The sequence below is a fragment of the Victivallis sp. genome, from assembly GCF_048170485.1.
Classification (GTDB): domain Bacteria; phylum Verrucomicrobiota; class Lentisphaeria; order Victivallales; family Victivallaceae; genus Victivallis.
This window is the reverse complement of record NZ_DBEXAY010000188.1, coordinates 1-14,097: the sequence shown is the minus strand read 5'-3', so window position 1 is coordinate 14,097 and position 14,097 is coordinate 1. Positions and strand designations below refer to the sequence as shown.

The window sequence follows — 14,097 nt, the reverse complement described above, 5'->3', positions numbered from 1 at the left end:
GAAGAGGAAAACTGGCCGCGGGGGCGCGGCGAACGACGCCCCCGACAGCCCCGCGAACGGGTCCCGCGCGCCGCAACGCGGGGCTGTTTTTCGACCATGCCGGTTCAGCGGAACCAGCCGGCGGGAAGGTGATCGCGCTCTGCTTCGAGAAGTTCCTCCATGATTCGTTTGGCATCGCCGAGATTGTTTACGATCGGGTCGCAGGCAAGGGCGCGATAGAGGATCTTCCGGTCACAGGAGACTGCGGCCTCCACGGCCAGTTCGTGAGTGTCGAGCACCTGCCGGGTCAGGCCGAGTACGCCGTACGGCAGTGGTACGGCGGGCAGGGGGCGCGGCCCGTTCATATCCAGCTCGGAACGCAGCTCCAGAAAGGCATCGTCAGCCATGTTCGGCACTGCGCCGCGGTTTGCCGTGTTGACGTAGAACTTCCTGCCGAGCCCGCCCCACATGGATTCGATGATGTCGGTCGCATGGTCGCCTTTGCCGCCGGCGAAGAACTCTTCGATCGGGCGCTCGCCGTTTGCAAATGCGACGGTTTCCCGCCATTGGGCGGCCATCTCGTCGGCGCGGCGGAAGGCATCGAACGGAACGATCGGTTCCGGTTCGACCGGCGACACCCCGTATCCCTGAAAGAAGGGGAGATACTCCTTGATGTGTCCGAGTGCGTTGGGGCAGGCGCCGAAAAGGTCGAAGAGTTCAAGAGCGTAGTTGTAGTTGTAATGCTGTTTGGCGTCACTTCTGTCGGCCGGGTGCTCCCACTCTTTTTTCGCCTGTCCGGCGACCCATTTGCGGAGATGGTCCATCCGGCTGACGCCGTCGTAACTGCATTTCGCGACGAAATTGCAGTGGTTGACGCCGAGGATCTGCAAATCGAATTTTGCATCCTGCTCCGGAGAGATTGGAATTTCCGGTTTTTCAGTGATTCCGCAGCGGAACAGATATTCCGCCCGTTTGCGGGGATCGTGAAGGTCGTCGCAGAGGGCGAAACTTTTCACATCCGGAGCGTGGCGCATCAGGCCGAGGCCGAGCGCGGCGGTCGGATTGACGAAGTTGATCATCCAGGCCTCCGGCGCGAGCTCCCGGATATCCTGTGCGATGCGGAGAATCTCCGGGAGTTCGCGCAGTGTGCGGAAGATTCCGCCGGGGCCGATGGTGTCGCCGGAACACATGGTCACACCATATTTGCGCGAAATTCGCACATCTGTCCCGCGGTAAAAGGTGTTCCGGAACGAGAAGCTGGCAACGACGAAATCCGCTCCGTGCATCACGGTTCTGCGGTCGGTTGAACCGATCAGCCGGAACGGTGCTCCGACGTGCCGGCCGGCCCGTTCCGCCAGCTTCATCATCGTTTCCAGTACCGCCGGATCGGTGTCGACCAGGGCTAGCGTGCCGGTTCGCAGAATGGGACTCTGCGCCATATTGTACACGACGGCGCGCCCGAAGAAGAAACTTCCGGCGCCGATTACCACGATTTTCGGTCCTTTTTTCATCATCTGCCGACTCCTTTCCCGAGGGTTGTGTGTTTTCTGCTTTATTATACTGTGAATGTCTTGAAAGGACAATGAGACAGGTGTATTATAACTAGCAGAAATGTCGCGGGAGGAACCGGAGGATGCGCGATCTTTATAAACTGGCGGAAATTTACCGTCCCTATTCGACAGGAACGATCAACGCTCTGCTCCATGTCCGTTCCGCCGGGCACTATGTGACCGGACCGGGCTGGAGTGACGGATGTGTGCGGAAAGAGTTTCTCGAGCTCTTCTGGTGCGTTCGCGGGGAAGGGGAATTTCACCGGGGGGAGACGAGCTGGATTCTCAAGCCGGGCGAGGTCTGTTTTTATTTCCCCGGAGAGCTTCACGACATCCGCCGCCGGACACCGGTCTGGGAGTATTACTGGCTCACCATCGACGGCGCGAACCTGCCGGAGCTGATCGCCCGGTTTCAGCTGCCGCGGAGCGGCCGGTACGCCGGCATCTGTCCAGTCGAGCTGTTTGAGAACCTGATGCAGGAGATTCGCTCCTGCTCCCGGCGCGGGGAGTTTGGCGCGGGGGCGGAAGCCTATAAGATCCTCTCTCTGGCGATGGCGGGGAGCGACACTGCGAACCGGGAACTCTGCGACGCCTTTCAGGCGCTGGTCCGCGAGAGGTATCGTGATTCCGGTTTGTCCGTGGCGGAGATCAGCCGGGAGCTGAGGGTGCATCGCTCAACGCTTCACCGTGCTGTTTCGGCGCATTTCGGCTGTTCGCCGCAGGAGTTTCTGATTTCGTGCCGTATTCAGCATGCGCTTCGTTTGCTCTATCACACCCGGGACCGGGTGCAGGAGATCGCTGAAGCGACCGGATTTCACGACCAGAACTATTTTGCCCGGATGGTCCGGCAGCGGCTGGGGAAGTCCCCTTCCGCACTGCGGAAAGAGCGGGGCTCTTTTCGCGGCCGGCAGGAGCCGGCCGACGGGTCTCTTTGAGACTCCAAAAAAATTTCTGCAGGATGCCAGCGTGCCGCCGGCGGCGGGGGCGGGAGCTCCTTTCCGTTTGCCATCGCCTCTTCCCCGCTGCAGGGAAGAGGCGCCGCATGACTGGTTCCGCCTCCCCGTATGGGTGGCGTGTCCGAGCGGGAGGCCCTCCGGGAACACAAAACGGCTTCCATTACGCCGGCGGAGTACAAGCAAAATATTCCATCGGCGGCAGACGGAAGCTCCGGTTGCGCCAAGTGGCAGTACGCGGTTCGGTCGTGTAGTTGCACAGGACCAGAAGTTCGCGCCCGTCCTTCGCCCGCCAGCGGCTGTGAAGCACCGCGGGCAGCGGCTTGGTCACACTTCGAAGCTGCGCCTCTTTGGTGAAAATCATCCGCTGGTTGAAGGAGATCTCCACGATGTCGCACTCCAGCGTCTCCGGGTCGAGCATTTCGCCGTCGAAGAGGAAATCCCGATGGGTGTGGTAGAACTTCGCACTCCGGCAGAGAAAGTCGTAGAGCGGACGCACCTGCGGGTTGGAGAGATTTTCCATCGTCAGATTGGCGGCCATCGGCTGCTGCCCCCAGAGAATGCCCCGGGCCAGTTCGATCTGAAACTGCAGCGGATAGAGGGTGATCCAGTCGCGCTCCTTCTCCAGCTTCCCATCGGTCGGCCAGAGCGGATCGAAGGGGGGAATGCCATCCGGCAGTGCATAACTGCCGAAGGTCGGCAGGATGCCGTGGTAGACGGCGCTGAAGGCGGGCACATAGTTCCACTGCGGCGTGCAGTTCTGCCGTTCGGCGCTCGGATCGAGCGCGATTACCGAATCGAAGAGATCCATGTACGCTTCATTGCACTCTTCGGTGCAGAATTTGACCCCGGGAAAACGCTCCCGCAGATGTCCGAGAAAACGGCGGAATCCCGCCACCTGATAGCTGCCGCCGCCGGGCAGGTGATTGTGGCGGGGATTGAAGCAGTCCTCGTAGCTCGCGCAGCCGATCATATCCAGATAGATTCCGGGGAGGCCGGCGTCGACGAGCTTTTCGATCTGTTTTTCCAGCCGCGCGAAGAAGGGCTCCCCTTCGGCGCAGATGAAACCCAGCCGGTGGTGGTTGAAGACGTTGAAGGGAACCGCGCGCAGCGAACCGTCGCGCAGAATGTCGATCGAATCGAGTCCGCCGTCGGCGAAGGTGGGGTTGTCCACATCCCAGCACATGCCGTTCAGATAGACCTGAGTGAAGATTCCCTGCGCCTTCAGCCGTTCGATGGTTCGGCGAAACAGCGTCTCGCCCTCGCGCGGCGGCCAGTAGTTCGGGTAATCGGTGTCGTAGGGGTTGCTGTGCCACCAGTACCAGTCGAGCGCCACCGGCACTCCGGCGTCGCGCTGCAACTGTTCCGCCGGTGCGGCGACATGCTCGGCCGCACCCCGGTTCCAGAGCCAGACGCCGATCTCCCGGAGCCGGGCGTTGTCCCGCTTTGCCGTCGCCCACGACTGACGGATTCCCCACTGCCGGTAGAGGCGGGCGGCGTGATACCAGTTGCCGCGAAAGGAGATCACCGAATTTTCATAATCGGTCCGGAAACGCAGGGCACGGCCGTTTTTCGGCAGCGGCGGCGTGTGGATGCCGCAATACTGCAACCAGCAGGAATCCGGCAGGCGGACGAATTCGAACTGTTTGTTGTTCCACGCCGGATCCCGGTGGTCGAACAGACAGCCGGACTTTTCGTCGTAGACGGCGACGAACTGCATGGTTTTGTAGATGCGCGACTCCACCACGCCGAAGGGAAGCTCCGCCGCCGGAGCGGTTTCCACCCCCTGGTTGACCGGCAGAAAAATCCGGGATTCGGCGGAGGCGTTCACCGTTGCCGACGGGAAGACGACTGCGGTCACCGTTATCGCTTCCGGCATGATTCCTTCGACTTCGATCGTGCCTGCGCAGCGGTTCTCCTCCGCGGCCTGCCAGACGACGGTGACGCGCCACGGCGCTTTCTCCCAGACGAGGGTGCGGCAGTCGCCGTCGCCGGAAATCTGCGGCGGAGGGCACCCCTGCGGCGTGAGGCTGGTCCGGTCGGAAAAGCGCAGCTCCCAGCCGCAGACCGAACCGGCGAAACAGAGTTCCCCCGCGGGGGTGAAGTGGAATTCGGGACTCATTTGACTCCTTTCCAGAAAATATGGGTGTTGTCGGGAATCGTCTCATTGCGGATGCTCTTGACGTGACTGTCCGCATAGAGGACGTTGTTGTTGCGCGGCGTGTGCACCGGGTCCGGTTTTGAGCCGCCGTTCAGAGTGGAACTGTAGAAGTTGCCGTCGGCGATGTAGCGCGCCTCCATGTTGAGACAGAGCTGCGACGCCTGTGTCCTGGCGGGAATGATCGATTCGGTTCCCCAGTTGCCTGCCCGCTGGTTGAAGCCGTAGTTGATCGACTTGATGCCGCGCCGGATGTTCGAGGTGCAGAAGAGTCCGGCCTGTGCCAGCTGCCGCTCCCGTACGCCGGAATCGGAGTCCGTGATGTTGTAGTAGGGGGCGATCAGCCAGAACCAGGTCATCTCCGTCGAGCCGACCCGGAAGGGAGGGAGTTTCCCCTGATGGTCGTCGGAGTAGAATGTGTATTTCTGACCCAGGGTTTTCAGACTGTTGATACAGGCGATGGCGCGAGCCCGCTCCCGCGCCTTGTTCAGAGCGGGCAGCAGCATCGTGGCGAGGATGGCAATGATGGCGATCACGATGAGGAGTTCGATAAGGGTGAAAAAACGTTTCATCTGCGTTGTTTCCTCCTGATTATTCGATCACTTCCAGTTTCAGATTGGCGAAATCGGCGCGGCCCGCGGCCTGCTGGATGCCGAAAGAGAGTACGGCGCCGCGGGCGTCGGCCGGAATCTTGAGGTAGGCTTCATATTCCTCCCAGTTGCGGGTGCCGAATCGTTCCGCCGGTTTCAGGTCTTCGGCCCAGTGTCTGCTGCCGTCGGCCCGGGTGAGGATGAACATCAGCTTCAAGCCATAGTAGGGTTTGGCGGAGGGCTGGATCTTCTCCAGACGGATGTCGGCGGAGAAGCGGAGCAGTTTGCCCGCATATTGCTTGAGATCAAGCGGAAGTTCGCAAAGTACCGATTTTTCCGGACTGGTCGAGGTCATCTGGATGGCGGGACGCTGTTCCGGTCCGCCATCCGGCAGAAAGACCGCCTGTTTTGCCCCGTTCCAGCGGGAGAGTTTTTCCGGCGTATCGGCCACGAGATGTTCTGTGCCGCGAACCGCACAGCAGAGCGTGAACAGCAGGAGGAGGACGAGGTGGATGTTTTTCATGACGGGAGCTCCTTGAAATTATCGGGTGATTTCATAATAGATGGCTTCGTGGTCCGGTTCGATCCGGAACGAGAGTGTGCCGTCGCTCCAGTTCCCCGGAACCTCCCCCTTTCGGGCGCCTTCGGTGGTGAGGCGGTAAATTTTGCGCGGCCCGTCGGCGGGGAGGGCGATGTCGGCGTCGAGCCGGGTGGCGATCACCGGGCCGCCGCCGAGCTGGCAGTCGATCATGCCCGGCACCGAGCCGGCGCTGACCTGCGTCGAGTTGCGCCGCCGGTTGAAACGGATTCCCTGATTGTCGAAGCGCCCGGCCACGGTCAGCAGGCAGGAGGCGGAACTTGCGATCGGCTCTCCGGTGCGCGACACCAGGACCGCCGCTCCGAAATTGCCGGGGAATTCCCGGGCGGTGATTCGGAATCCGCCCGATTCCATGCTTTTGCCGCCGAAGTGGCCGATGAGCACGATGCCGCGCGGGGAAGCTGCCCGCAGAAACACTTCGTCGCCCTGCGCGTTGACGGAGATCGTCGTCTTCGGTGCGGCCCCGGTTTTCCGTTCGGTTTCGATGGTTTCACTGTCGAGCGGAAGCCGCCGGTTCGAGATGACTTGCCGGGTGGTGAAGAGGTTGCGCCATTTGCCGCCGGAGCTCTTCTCCCAGGCGCGGTCGAACCGGTTGGCGAAGAGGGTGTGGGGTTTGCGCGGCAGAATCAGCTCCTCGCATTCCCCGGCCGGTTCGAACATCCGGGTGCGGTAGATCAGCGCCGCCGCCGGGAAGAAGCCGATCTTGCCCGGGTGGTTGGTCTGATCGAACATGCCGGTGATCCGGCTGGTGTCGTAGTGCGCAGTCATGCCGTGGATGAAGAGGTGGAGTGCATTCCAGTTCTGGCGGGAGGCGGTCAGCGCAAGCAGCGGCATCATTTCCACCGTGTAGTCGCAGGGGTAGGGGTAGTCGTATTCGGAGATGGAGAACGGTTTCCCGGCGGGGCGCCAGCTCGCCAGTTCGGTGAGTTTGCACTGACCGGGTTCCGCCAGGTATTTGAGCTGTGACTCGTTGCGCACGTACCAGTTGCCCCGGGTGAACTTCCACGGCGTTCCGCGAAATTCCGGATGGTTCCAGTACCCGTGTGTGTCAATGTAATCGGAGAGGGCCTCCCGTTCCAGACCGGCCAGTCCGCCCCAGTCCATCTGGGTGTCGACGATCAGCGGTTTCACCTTCAGTTCGTTCTTGAGAAAGTCGCGCATGATACGGTTGTATCGGGCGTCCATTGCGGTGAGAAATTCCGCTTTTTCTGCTGGAGTTGCCGCATCGAGCGGGGATTCCGGCTGGTTTGCCGTACGCCGGAACTCCTTCCACAGCTCCTCCAGTTCGGCGCGGTGAACGGAGGAAAGCTGGCGGATTCTCGCCTCGTTGTCGATCCACGGCCGGAACAGGCAGTCCTCATTGTTGAGTTCAATGCCGACCACGGCGGGGTCTTCGGCGGGGGCGAGCCCGGTGTAGGGATTGACGTGCAGAAGGGTCTGCCGGGCGAACTCCTTCTGCAGTTCGATCCAGCGTGCGGCGAAGCGGCCGACGAACTTGTGGCCGGTTCCGGCCGGAACGCCGTCGCCCGACTTGAGCTGCCGGTTGACCTTGAGCGGCATGATGAGGTAGATTCCCTCCGCCTTCAGGCAGGCGAAGAGCCAGTCGAAGCGGTCGAGCATGACCGGATTGAGTTTCCGGGTGTCGTTGCGCGTGGTGTCGAGAATCGAATCGCGTGGATTCCCGCCGTCGATGTTGTGGAACCGGACGATGTTGACGCCGTTTTTCGCCAGATGCGCGGCGAGCTTCCGGGCATCCTCTTTCGAGAGCTCCAGCGCGGCCCGTCCGCCCATGCCGATGCCGATGAAGCGGATCGGGTTCCCGGTCCCGCTCTCGACGAACTCTTCGCCGCGGGCGAGGATCCGGCCGTTGGCCCCGGCGGGGCGGGTATTGAGAAAGGATACGTCGGTGGCGACGCCGCGGAGATCGTCGTTCCATTTCATGGGCGACGGATAGTATTCGGCGGGAGTTCCCGCCGCCGTTGCGGCAGGGAGTGTGGCGCTGGTGAACGCTGCGAAAAGCAGAAGAAACGCTTTCTTCATCATGAATTCTCCGGTTGTTGGTTCCTGCGTTTTAATTATACCGGAGAATGGGCAGAATGGCAACCGGAACCACCGGAGAAATGTCCGGAATCCGGTCGAGCGTCATATTGTGACGTTTTCAGATGTGGCGGAGGCCGTCCCCCAGCGAAGCGGAGATTGTCGCGGCGACCGCGCGGAGTTTTCCGGCGAGTTCATCGCGCTGTGCAGCGGGGAGAGCCGCCCGCCAGGCGCCGCCGAGCGCCGCCTGCAGTTTCCCCGCCGAAAAGATCGGTGCGGCACACGCCTCCACGCCGAAAGCCTGATGACGGAATTCCCCGGAGGTTCTTACCGTGTAAAGTTTAAGATCGATTTCCGCCCGGGTGATCCCGGCGTGCCACGGCGGAGTTTCCGGAATGACGGTTTCCGGAATCAGCCGGGTCAGCTCCTCTGCCGGTGTATGCGCCAGCAGCATGATGCCGGTGGCGGAGCAGAAAAGGTCCGGAAAACGCGGCAGGCTCATGTTGAGCTGAACGCCGGTCGGGGCGTTGCAGCCGCAGATCAGAACGCGGTATTTGCCGTGGCGCACGGCGACGAGCATGGAGATGTTCTCGCGCGGTGCGGCATCCCGCAGGATCGGTTCGCAGATCGAGTGACGCTGGGATTGAAAGAGGGAGTTCTTGCCGATCCATACTGCGGTCGGCCCGGTGACGTAGCCGCGCGTCCGGGAGATCTGGGAGAGGTAGCCGTTTTCGACCAGATCCTTCAGCAGCCGGATGCAGGTGGTCTGGTTGATGTCGAGCGCCTGCACGATCTCCGCCGGGAGCACCGGCCGCCCCTGCCTGGAGGCAACGAATTCCAGAATAGCGAATACCTTTTCCAGCACTTTGATGACCATGGACTTTCTCTCGATATCGGCACGTTTATTTTGTCGGCGGGCGGAAGAGGCGGAGCGAATTCTCCGCCGGAACGAATCCCGCGGCTCGGGCGAGTTGCTGTCGCGTGGCATCTTCCGGAGCGGCGGCGAGAAGCGGCGTCCGTCCGAAGCGGCTTTGGAATTCGGCGGCGGTTTGCCGGAGCAGTTCCGCTCCTGCGGGGAGATAGTCCGGGTGGAGAAACAGATCGAGCCGGTCGCCGCAGGGGGTGACGGCGGCGAAGGCGTATCCGGCGGCGGAACCGGTCCCGTTTTCGGCAACCATGACGCAGGCGCGCCCGGAGAGGCTCTCCTGGAATGCCGTGCGGTAGTTGTGGATGCCGGAGTCGGCGCCGGGTCCTGGGAGATTCTGCATTACCGGAATGCAGGCGAGAAAGCGGTCACATTCGAACTGGTCTGCGATCGTGCCGGGGCGGAGTGTGACGGCGCCGGGACCGGGATAGCATCGTGCGGCCTCTTTGAAAAAATCCCCTTTGCCGAGACACATGAGGCCGCTTTCACCCCCGTAGAGCATGCGAAATCCGTGGCGGCGATAGCTCCGGATGGCGTATGGTGTGCCGCTGCCGCAACAGAGAAAGGTGGCTGATCCTGCGGCGAAGTCCTGTCTGAAGCAATGGAGCAACAGGTCCATGAGGCCGCGTTGCCGCCATTCCGGTTCTGTGAGGACGTTGCCGAAGTTGCCGTGGCCGGTCTTCCGGGAGAAGCCGAACCAGAGCCGTGCGGCGGGAATGCCGTCGACCATTGCAAAATAGAAGTGGTCGACAATTTCGGAGGAGTATTGACCGGCCAATGAGTCGAGGCAGTAGAGCCGCCAGGCGTTGATGTCGATCGCCTCCTGACGGTAGTTGTCGCTGCCGAGGGAGTGGAAGAGGTAATCCCCCATGCGGCGGATGACGGCGGCGTCCTTTTCGGGCGGAACCAGCCGGAAGATTTTTACCTGTGCGCCGTCCGGCTGTGTCGTTTCCAGCAGAAGGTCCATTGGTCGAAACTCCCCGTTATCTGATAAGAAGGCGAATGTTCGCGTATCAATAGTATATCACGCATTCCAGTTTTTTCAAACTGGCGGACCCCGCCGATTTGCGAGTGCGCAGGAGACCTCCTTTCCGCAAAAATTTTTGAAAAGCGGCGTATTCTGTCAGCCGGCGGCCCGCTTCGGCTTCCCGGGCGCGGGAGATTCACACCACACTCAGGACCGACTTCATCGTGGAGAAGTATGCGCCGGAGCTGTTCCCGGTTTTGTTCCCCGCCATCGTCCCCGGGCACTGGATGTAATCCCGCTCTCTCTTGTTTTCATTGTTACGAAAGATTTTCCTGTTCATACTTGAATACTTTGTCTTCCGATGTATATTGATAGCAGATGCAATTGATCAGCGGAGGTTATCATGGTGCTGAACAGCGATCTGATGCGGGGAGTGGCGGAGCCGGTGATACTGCGGCTGCTGGCGGAACGGATGATGTACGGCTATGAGATCATCCGGCAGGTCAATGAACGCACGAACGGGGAGTTTCAGTGGAAGGAGGGGACGCTCTACCCCTGTCTGCACCGGTTGGAGGAGCAGGGGCTGATCCAGAGCCGCTGGGAGCTGGCCGGTTCCCGGCCGCGCCGATATTATGCGATCACCCGGCGGGGAATCGCGGCGATGCAGGAAAAGGTGGAGGAGGCCAGACGGTTTGCCGGAGCGCTGAACCTGTTGCTCGGCGCCATGTGAGGAGGTGCGTATGGCATCGGCGATCGAAGATGTCATCCGGCGCTGTACTGATCCGCTCCGGGAGGACTGGACCCTGCAGCAGGAGGTCGCGCAGGAGCTTCGCTCCCATCTGGAGGAAAAATGCGCTGAGCTGGAACATCAGGGGCTGTCTCCGGAAGAGTGCGAGCTACGTGCCGTGCGCTGTTTCGGGGAGCCGGATGAGATCGGCACTGGATTGTTTCGCGCCAATTTTCACCGGCTGAGGCGTTGGGCGAAAGTTCGGTTCGCGATCCGGATTCTGACGGTTCCGGCGTTGCTGGCTGCACTGTTGCTCGTGGTGAATTTCGATGTGATCGGCGGTGTGGAACGGTTGCAGGAATTGCGCCTCTTCGATGCGATTCCGCTGCCGGAATTTCTGTTCGACGCCGCCGGATGGTGGAATGCGGTTCCTGAGCCCTGCGCTGGAGAATCCTCTACCGAGGATCTTCCCGGGGTTGCCGGCCGCATTGCCGCCGGTGGTCGGCAAGGGGATTTTCGACCTGAATTCTTCGATGCCGCCATCCGGTGCGAACCGGAGAATGCGTTGTATCGCTACGAAAAGGCGGCGGCACTGGTGCGCGAGGCGGTTCCGGGAATCGTCTCCCCCGATTTCGGCCGGAGTACCGTCACCCTTGCATTCATTTCGGATGAGGCGCGTCAGAAACTGGAACAGGCGGCGGAACTCTATCGAAGTGCGCTTCCATGTTCCCGTTGCACCGACTATGCCGCAGTGCGAAACCGTCGTGATAATCAGCGGAGATACCCGAACGAGAACTTCCTCTCTCTGGTCGGGCGTCTGGCCGACGCAACTCTTTTTCCTCTGCCGCAACTGGCCGCGTACCGGCAGCTGGGGCGGTGGATGCCGGTGTACGTCGCCCTGCTGATCCGGGAGGGGCGGGAGCATGAGGCGAGAACGTTGCTCGATTCCTGGAAAACCTTCACCGTTCATCAGTTGCAGGATTGCGACACTGTGGTCGGTGTGTTGACGCTTCAAGGCATTCTGGAGAGGTGGCAGGAGAAGCTCCCGCCGTTGTATGCGGCGCTTGGCGAAGTGAAAAAGGGCGGAATCGTTGCCGACGAGATTGCCCGGATTACCGCCCCGGTCCGCCGATGGAGGAAGGAGGCCGGAAATTCGCCGGCGTCGCCAAATGAAGGAATCTTATCTGTCTTCTGTGCCTGGAATCCGCAGGAGATTGCGGACGCAACTCAACTGTCGGCGGACCGCCGGATCACCTATGCGCTCTGCGATCAGCTGGTGTTGTTGTACTTTGGGGGAATCGGGCTGGGAATCAGCCTGCTGTTCGTCCTGATCCGGCTGGCGGAGTGGCTGTGCGGGAGGCGGGAGGAGTGGCTGCGGCTCTCCGGCGGGCAGGTCGGCCGGCTGTTCTGTTTCGGAATTCTTCTGCCGCTGGTGCTCTGCTGGATGCTGACCCATGTGGAGCTTTTCAGCGGACGCGATACGGCGGTATTCCGGAATCCGCTCGTCTGGCTGCAATGGGGATGTTTCCTGATCGTTCTGCCCGGCTGGTTTATGGTTTATCTCCGGCGGCTGTTGAAAGAGCGGGCGCGATCTCTTCTGCCGGAGCCGGAGGTGAGGAGGCGTTTCCGATTCTTCCCGTGCGGCTGGTGCGTCTCCATTCTGCCTGTATGGATTTTCTTTCTGTTGATTTCCGCCGCTTTTGCGCGTTGGTCGGTCGGGCGGGATCTGGCGCGCGGCGTGACAGAGGAGCGGCGGATATTTTCCGGATTCCCGACCGCGATGGAGGAGTGGTGGAGTTCCCGCATGACACGGACGATGCTTCAGATTCTCTCGGAAACGGGGGGCGATTGAGAAACCGGAAAATCGCGTTATGCCCGGCGGGCGGCCGCCGCCTTCAAGGCGTCGCAGAAACGCCGGGAATCATCCACCAGCCGCTCCCGCTCTGCCGGAGTGAAGGCGGATAGACTTTCCAGATCAAACTGTTCCATCGCGTCGCACACCTCGCGGGCGAAGGTTTCCCCGGCCGGCGAAAGCTGGATGATCCGGCGCCGGTGATCCTGTTCGCTCTCGCGCCGCAGCAGAAAGCCCCGTTTCTCCAGATCGTTCAGGATGATCGTGATCAGCTGCCGCATGACGTTGATGCGGTCCGCCAGTTCCGCCGGTTCCGCCCCCTGCGGATGGTTGTGCAGGTACTCGATGACCCAGTAGGCGTTGAGCGACAGATCCCACCGCTTCAGAAATCCGATGTAGGTTTTGTCGATTTCCGCCCAGAGCGCCATCCAGCGGCGCAACAATTCCTTTTCTTTATTTTCCGGCATGCAGTTCCCTTTCCCGACGTTTCCCGAACCACAGATAACAGAGCATCGCGAATAATATAACCCGCGAAACCGGCATCGCAAGCCAGACTCCATCCATTCCCAGCCGGAGCGGCAGGAGAAACAGGCAGAGCGGCAGCGCGAAGAACGCATCCCCGTAGATCAGCAGCGACGAACTGCCGATCTTGCCGGTCGATTGATAGTAGAATCCCGCCACCCGGATCACCCCCAGCAGCAGAAACGCCGGTGAACTGAGCAGAACCCCATGCGCCGCCAGCTCCGCCACGTGCCCGGTGAGGCCCCCCCAGGCCGGCATCACGTTGCGCAACGCGAAGCAGAACAGCATCAGAACCACTCCGAGAAAGAAGGCCCACCGGTACCCCCGGTTGCCCATCCGGTTCTGCCGCAGATGCTGGCGTGCCCCGTACATGTAGGCGGTCAGCGGCTGAATTCCCATCGCCAGCCCGCTCATCAGCAGGGAACCGAGCGACTCCAGCCCCGCGACCAGCGTGTAGGCCGCCAGACCGTCCACCGCGCCGTAGCGCAGCGCCTGCACGTTGTGCATGAACAGCATGGCGATGATCGAAAGCATGTTCCCGAATACTGGAACTCCGGTGAGGAGAAGCTCCCGCACCGTCTGAACATGCAGTTTCAAGGTGCCGAGTGAGTAGTGAAGTTCGGTTTTCCGGGTGAGAAAGTACATCGCACCCGGCACGGCGGACAGCGTCTGGCTGATCACCGTGGCATAGGCCGCCCCCGCCGCTCCCTGATGAAAGTGCAGGATCAACAGCCAGTCAAGGATGATGTTGCTCACCAGCCCGACCACCACCAGCATCATCGCCAGTACCGGCCGCCCGTCGTTGCGGGTCACCGAGATGAAGCTGCCCATCAGCATGGTGACCGGGGCCCCCCAGGTCATGATCGCGGCGTAACTCGCCGAGGAGGGCAGCAGCTCCGGCGTCGCGCCGAACAGGCGGAGGATCGAATCCAGAAACGGCAGGACCAGCACCCAGACCAGCAGGGCTACGATCAGGTTCAGCGTCAGCATGTTCCCGAAAATCTGCCGGGCTCTCGACAGGTCGCCCGCTCCCCGGGCCTGCGCGATGAGCACCGCCGCCCCGGAGCCGATCAGCTCCCCCAGCGCTCCGTAGATCATCACCAGCGGCCAGGTCAGCGCCACTGCCGCCAGACCGGTTTTCCCCGTCCCCTGGCCGATGAAGACCGTGTCGACGATGCTGAATGAACCGGCAATCAGCATCCCCGCCATCGACGGGCCGATATACTGAAAAAATAACTT

13 protein-coding genes are annotated in these 14,097 nt (G+C 61.4%); 3 read left to right on the top strand and 10 right to left on the bottom strand.

The annotated features are described in order from the left end of the window. Nucleotides 1-104: 104 nt before the first annotated feature. Entirely contained in the window at nucleotides 105-1,493 is a 1,389-nt protein-coding gene (locus tag ACMLHG_RS09865) for a glycoside hydrolase family 4 (RefSeq protein ID WP_417170380.1), read from the bottom strand. Between the two features lie 119 nt (nucleotides 1,494-1,612). On the opposite strand from ACMLHG_RS09865, the gene ACMLHG_RS09860 reads away from it, so the two are divergent. Next, nucleotides 1,613-2,464: an AraC family transcriptional regulator gene (locus tag ACMLHG_RS09860; protein ID WP_417170379.1), complete on the top strand. Its 852-nt coding sequence runs from the start codon at nucleotides 1,613-1,615 to the stop codon at nucleotides 2,462-2,464. A gap of 181 nt (nucleotides 2,465-2,645) precedes the next feature. On the opposite strand, the gene ACMLHG_RS09855 is transcribed toward ACMLHG_RS09860, so the two are convergent. The 7 genes from ACMLHG_RS09855 to ACMLHG_RS09825 form a co-directional block, all read right to left on the bottom strand. Beyond that, the gene (locus ACMLHG_RS09855) at nucleotides 2,646-4,604 is read right to left on the bottom strand and encodes a DUF6259 domain-containing protein (RefSeq protein WP_417170378.1); all 1,959 of its coding nucleotides are present in this window, start codon (nucleotides 4,602-4,604) and stop codon (nucleotides 2,646-2,648) included. Next, nucleotides 4,601-5,212: a type II secretion system protein gene (locus ACMLHG_RS09850; protein ID WP_294432800.1), complete on the bottom strand. Its 612-nt coding sequence runs from the start codon at nucleotides 5,210-5,212 to the stop codon at nucleotides 4,601-4,603. The genes ACMLHG_RS09855 and ACMLHG_RS09850 overlap by 4 nt, the downstream gene beginning before the upstream one ends. 19 nt (nucleotides 5,213-5,231) lie before the next feature. After that, nucleotides 5,232-5,753 (bottom strand): hypothetical protein, encoded by a 522-nt coding sequence (locus tag ACMLHG_RS09845; protein ID WP_417170377.1) that lies wholly within the window; start codon nucleotides 5,751-5,753, stop codon nucleotides 5,232-5,234. 18 nt (nucleotides 5,754-5,771) lie between these two features. Continuing rightward, nucleotides 5,772-7,871: a hypothetical protein gene (locus tag ACMLHG_RS09840; protein ID WP_417170376.1), complete on the bottom strand. Its 2,100-nt coding sequence runs from the start codon at nucleotides 7,869-7,871 to the stop codon at nucleotides 5,772-5,774. A 115-nt stretch (nucleotides 7,872-7,986) separates the two neighbouring features. Next, nucleotides 7,987-8,742 (bottom strand): IclR family transcriptional regulator, encoded by a 756-nt coding sequence (locus ACMLHG_RS09835; RefSeq protein WP_417170375.1) that lies wholly within the window; start codon nucleotides 8,740-8,742, stop codon nucleotides 7,987-7,989. 25 nt (nucleotides 8,743-8,767) lie between these two features. After that, complete coding sequence (locus ACMLHG_RS09830) at nucleotides 8,768-9,757, bottom strand: hypothetical protein (RefSeq protein ID WP_417170374.1); 990 nt, start codon at nucleotides 9,755-9,757, stop codon at nucleotides 8,768-8,770. A gap of 196 nt (nucleotides 9,758-9,953) precedes the next feature. Beyond that, the gene (locus ACMLHG_RS09825; RefSeq protein ID WP_417170373.1) at nucleotides 9,954-10,097 is read right to left on the bottom strand and encodes a hypothetical protein; all 144 of its coding nucleotides are present in this window, start codon (nucleotides 10,095-10,097) and stop codon (nucleotides 9,954-9,956) included. Nucleotides 10,098-10,160: 63 nt separating this feature from the next. On the opposite strand from ACMLHG_RS09825, the gene ACMLHG_RS09820 reads away from it, so the two are divergent. Both ACMLHG_RS09820 and ACMLHG_RS09815 read left to right on the top strand, forming a co-directional pair. Next, nucleotides 10,161-10,487, top strand: coding sequence for a PadR family transcriptional regulator (locus ACMLHG_RS09820; RefSeq protein ID WP_294432811.1), 327 nt, complete (start codon nucleotides 10,161-10,163; stop codon nucleotides 10,485-10,487). Nucleotides 10,488-10,497: 10 nt separating this feature from the next. Next, complete coding sequence (locus ACMLHG_RS09815; RefSeq protein ID WP_417170372.1) at nucleotides 10,498-12,336, top strand: permease prefix domain 1-containing protein; 1,839 nt, start codon at nucleotides 10,498-10,500, stop codon at nucleotides 12,334-12,336. Between the two features lie 17 nt (nucleotides 12,337-12,353). Here the strand turns inward: ACMLHG_RS09815 and ACMLHG_RS09810 are convergent, their stop codons facing one another. Next, entirely contained in the window at nucleotides 12,354-12,803 is a 450-nt protein-coding gene (locus ACMLHG_RS09810) for a MarR family winged helix-turn-helix transcriptional regulator (RefSeq protein ID WP_295807137.1), read from the bottom strand. Continuing rightward, nucleotides 12,790-14,097 (bottom strand): MATE family efflux transporter (locus ACMLHG_RS09805; protein ID WP_417170371.1); only part of this gene is annotated, 1,308 nt, incomplete at its 5' end. The genes ACMLHG_RS09805 and ACMLHG_RS09810, both read right to left, overlap by 14 nt.

Coding starts and splice junctions, on each gene's coding strand:
- ACMLHG_RS09860 (WP_417170379.1), top strand. CDS start 1,613: ATGCGCGATCTTTATAAACTGGCGGAAATTTACCGTCCCTATTCGACA.
- ACMLHG_RS09810 (WP_295807137.1), bottom strand. CDS start 12,803: ATGCCGGAAAATAAAGAAAAGGAATTGTTGCGCCGCTGGATGGCGCTC.
- ACMLHG_RS09840 (WP_417170376.1), bottom strand. CDS start 7,871: ATGATGAAGAAAGCGTTTCTTCTGCTTTTCGCAGCGTTCACCAGCGCC.
- ACMLHG_RS09820 (WP_294432811.1), top strand. CDS start 10,161: ATGGTGCTGAACAGCGATCTGATGCGGGGAGTGGCGGAGCCGGTGATA.
- ACMLHG_RS09865 (WP_417170380.1), bottom strand. CDS start 1,493: ATGATGAAAAAAGGACCGAAAATCGTGGTAATCGGCGCCGGAAGTTTC.
- ACMLHG_RS09850 (WP_294432800.1), bottom strand. CDS start 5,212: ATGAAACGTTTTTTCACCCTTATCGAACTCCTCATCGTGATCGCCATC.
- ACMLHG_RS09855 (WP_417170378.1), bottom strand. CDS start 4,604: ATGAGTCCCGAATTCCACTTCACCCCCGCGGGGGAACTCTGTTTCGCC.
- ACMLHG_RS09830 (WP_417170374.1), bottom strand. CDS start 9,757: ATGGACCTTCTGCTGGAAACGACACAGCCGGACGGCGCACAGGTAAAA.
- ACMLHG_RS09845 (WP_417170377.1), bottom strand. CDS start 5,753: ATGAAAAACATCCACCTCGTCCTCCTCCTGCTGTTCACGCTCTGCTGT.
- ACMLHG_RS09835 (WP_417170375.1), bottom strand. CDS start 8,742: ATGGTCATCAAAGTGCTGGAAAAGGTATTCGCTATTCTGGAATTCGTT.
- ACMLHG_RS09815 (WP_417170372.1), top strand. CDS start 10,498: ATGGCATCGGCGATCGAAGATGTCATCCGGCGCTGTACTGATCCGCTC.
- ACMLHG_RS09825 (WP_417170373.1), bottom strand. CDS start 10,097: ATGAACAGGAAAATCTTTCGTAACAATGAAAACAAGAGAGAGCGGGAT.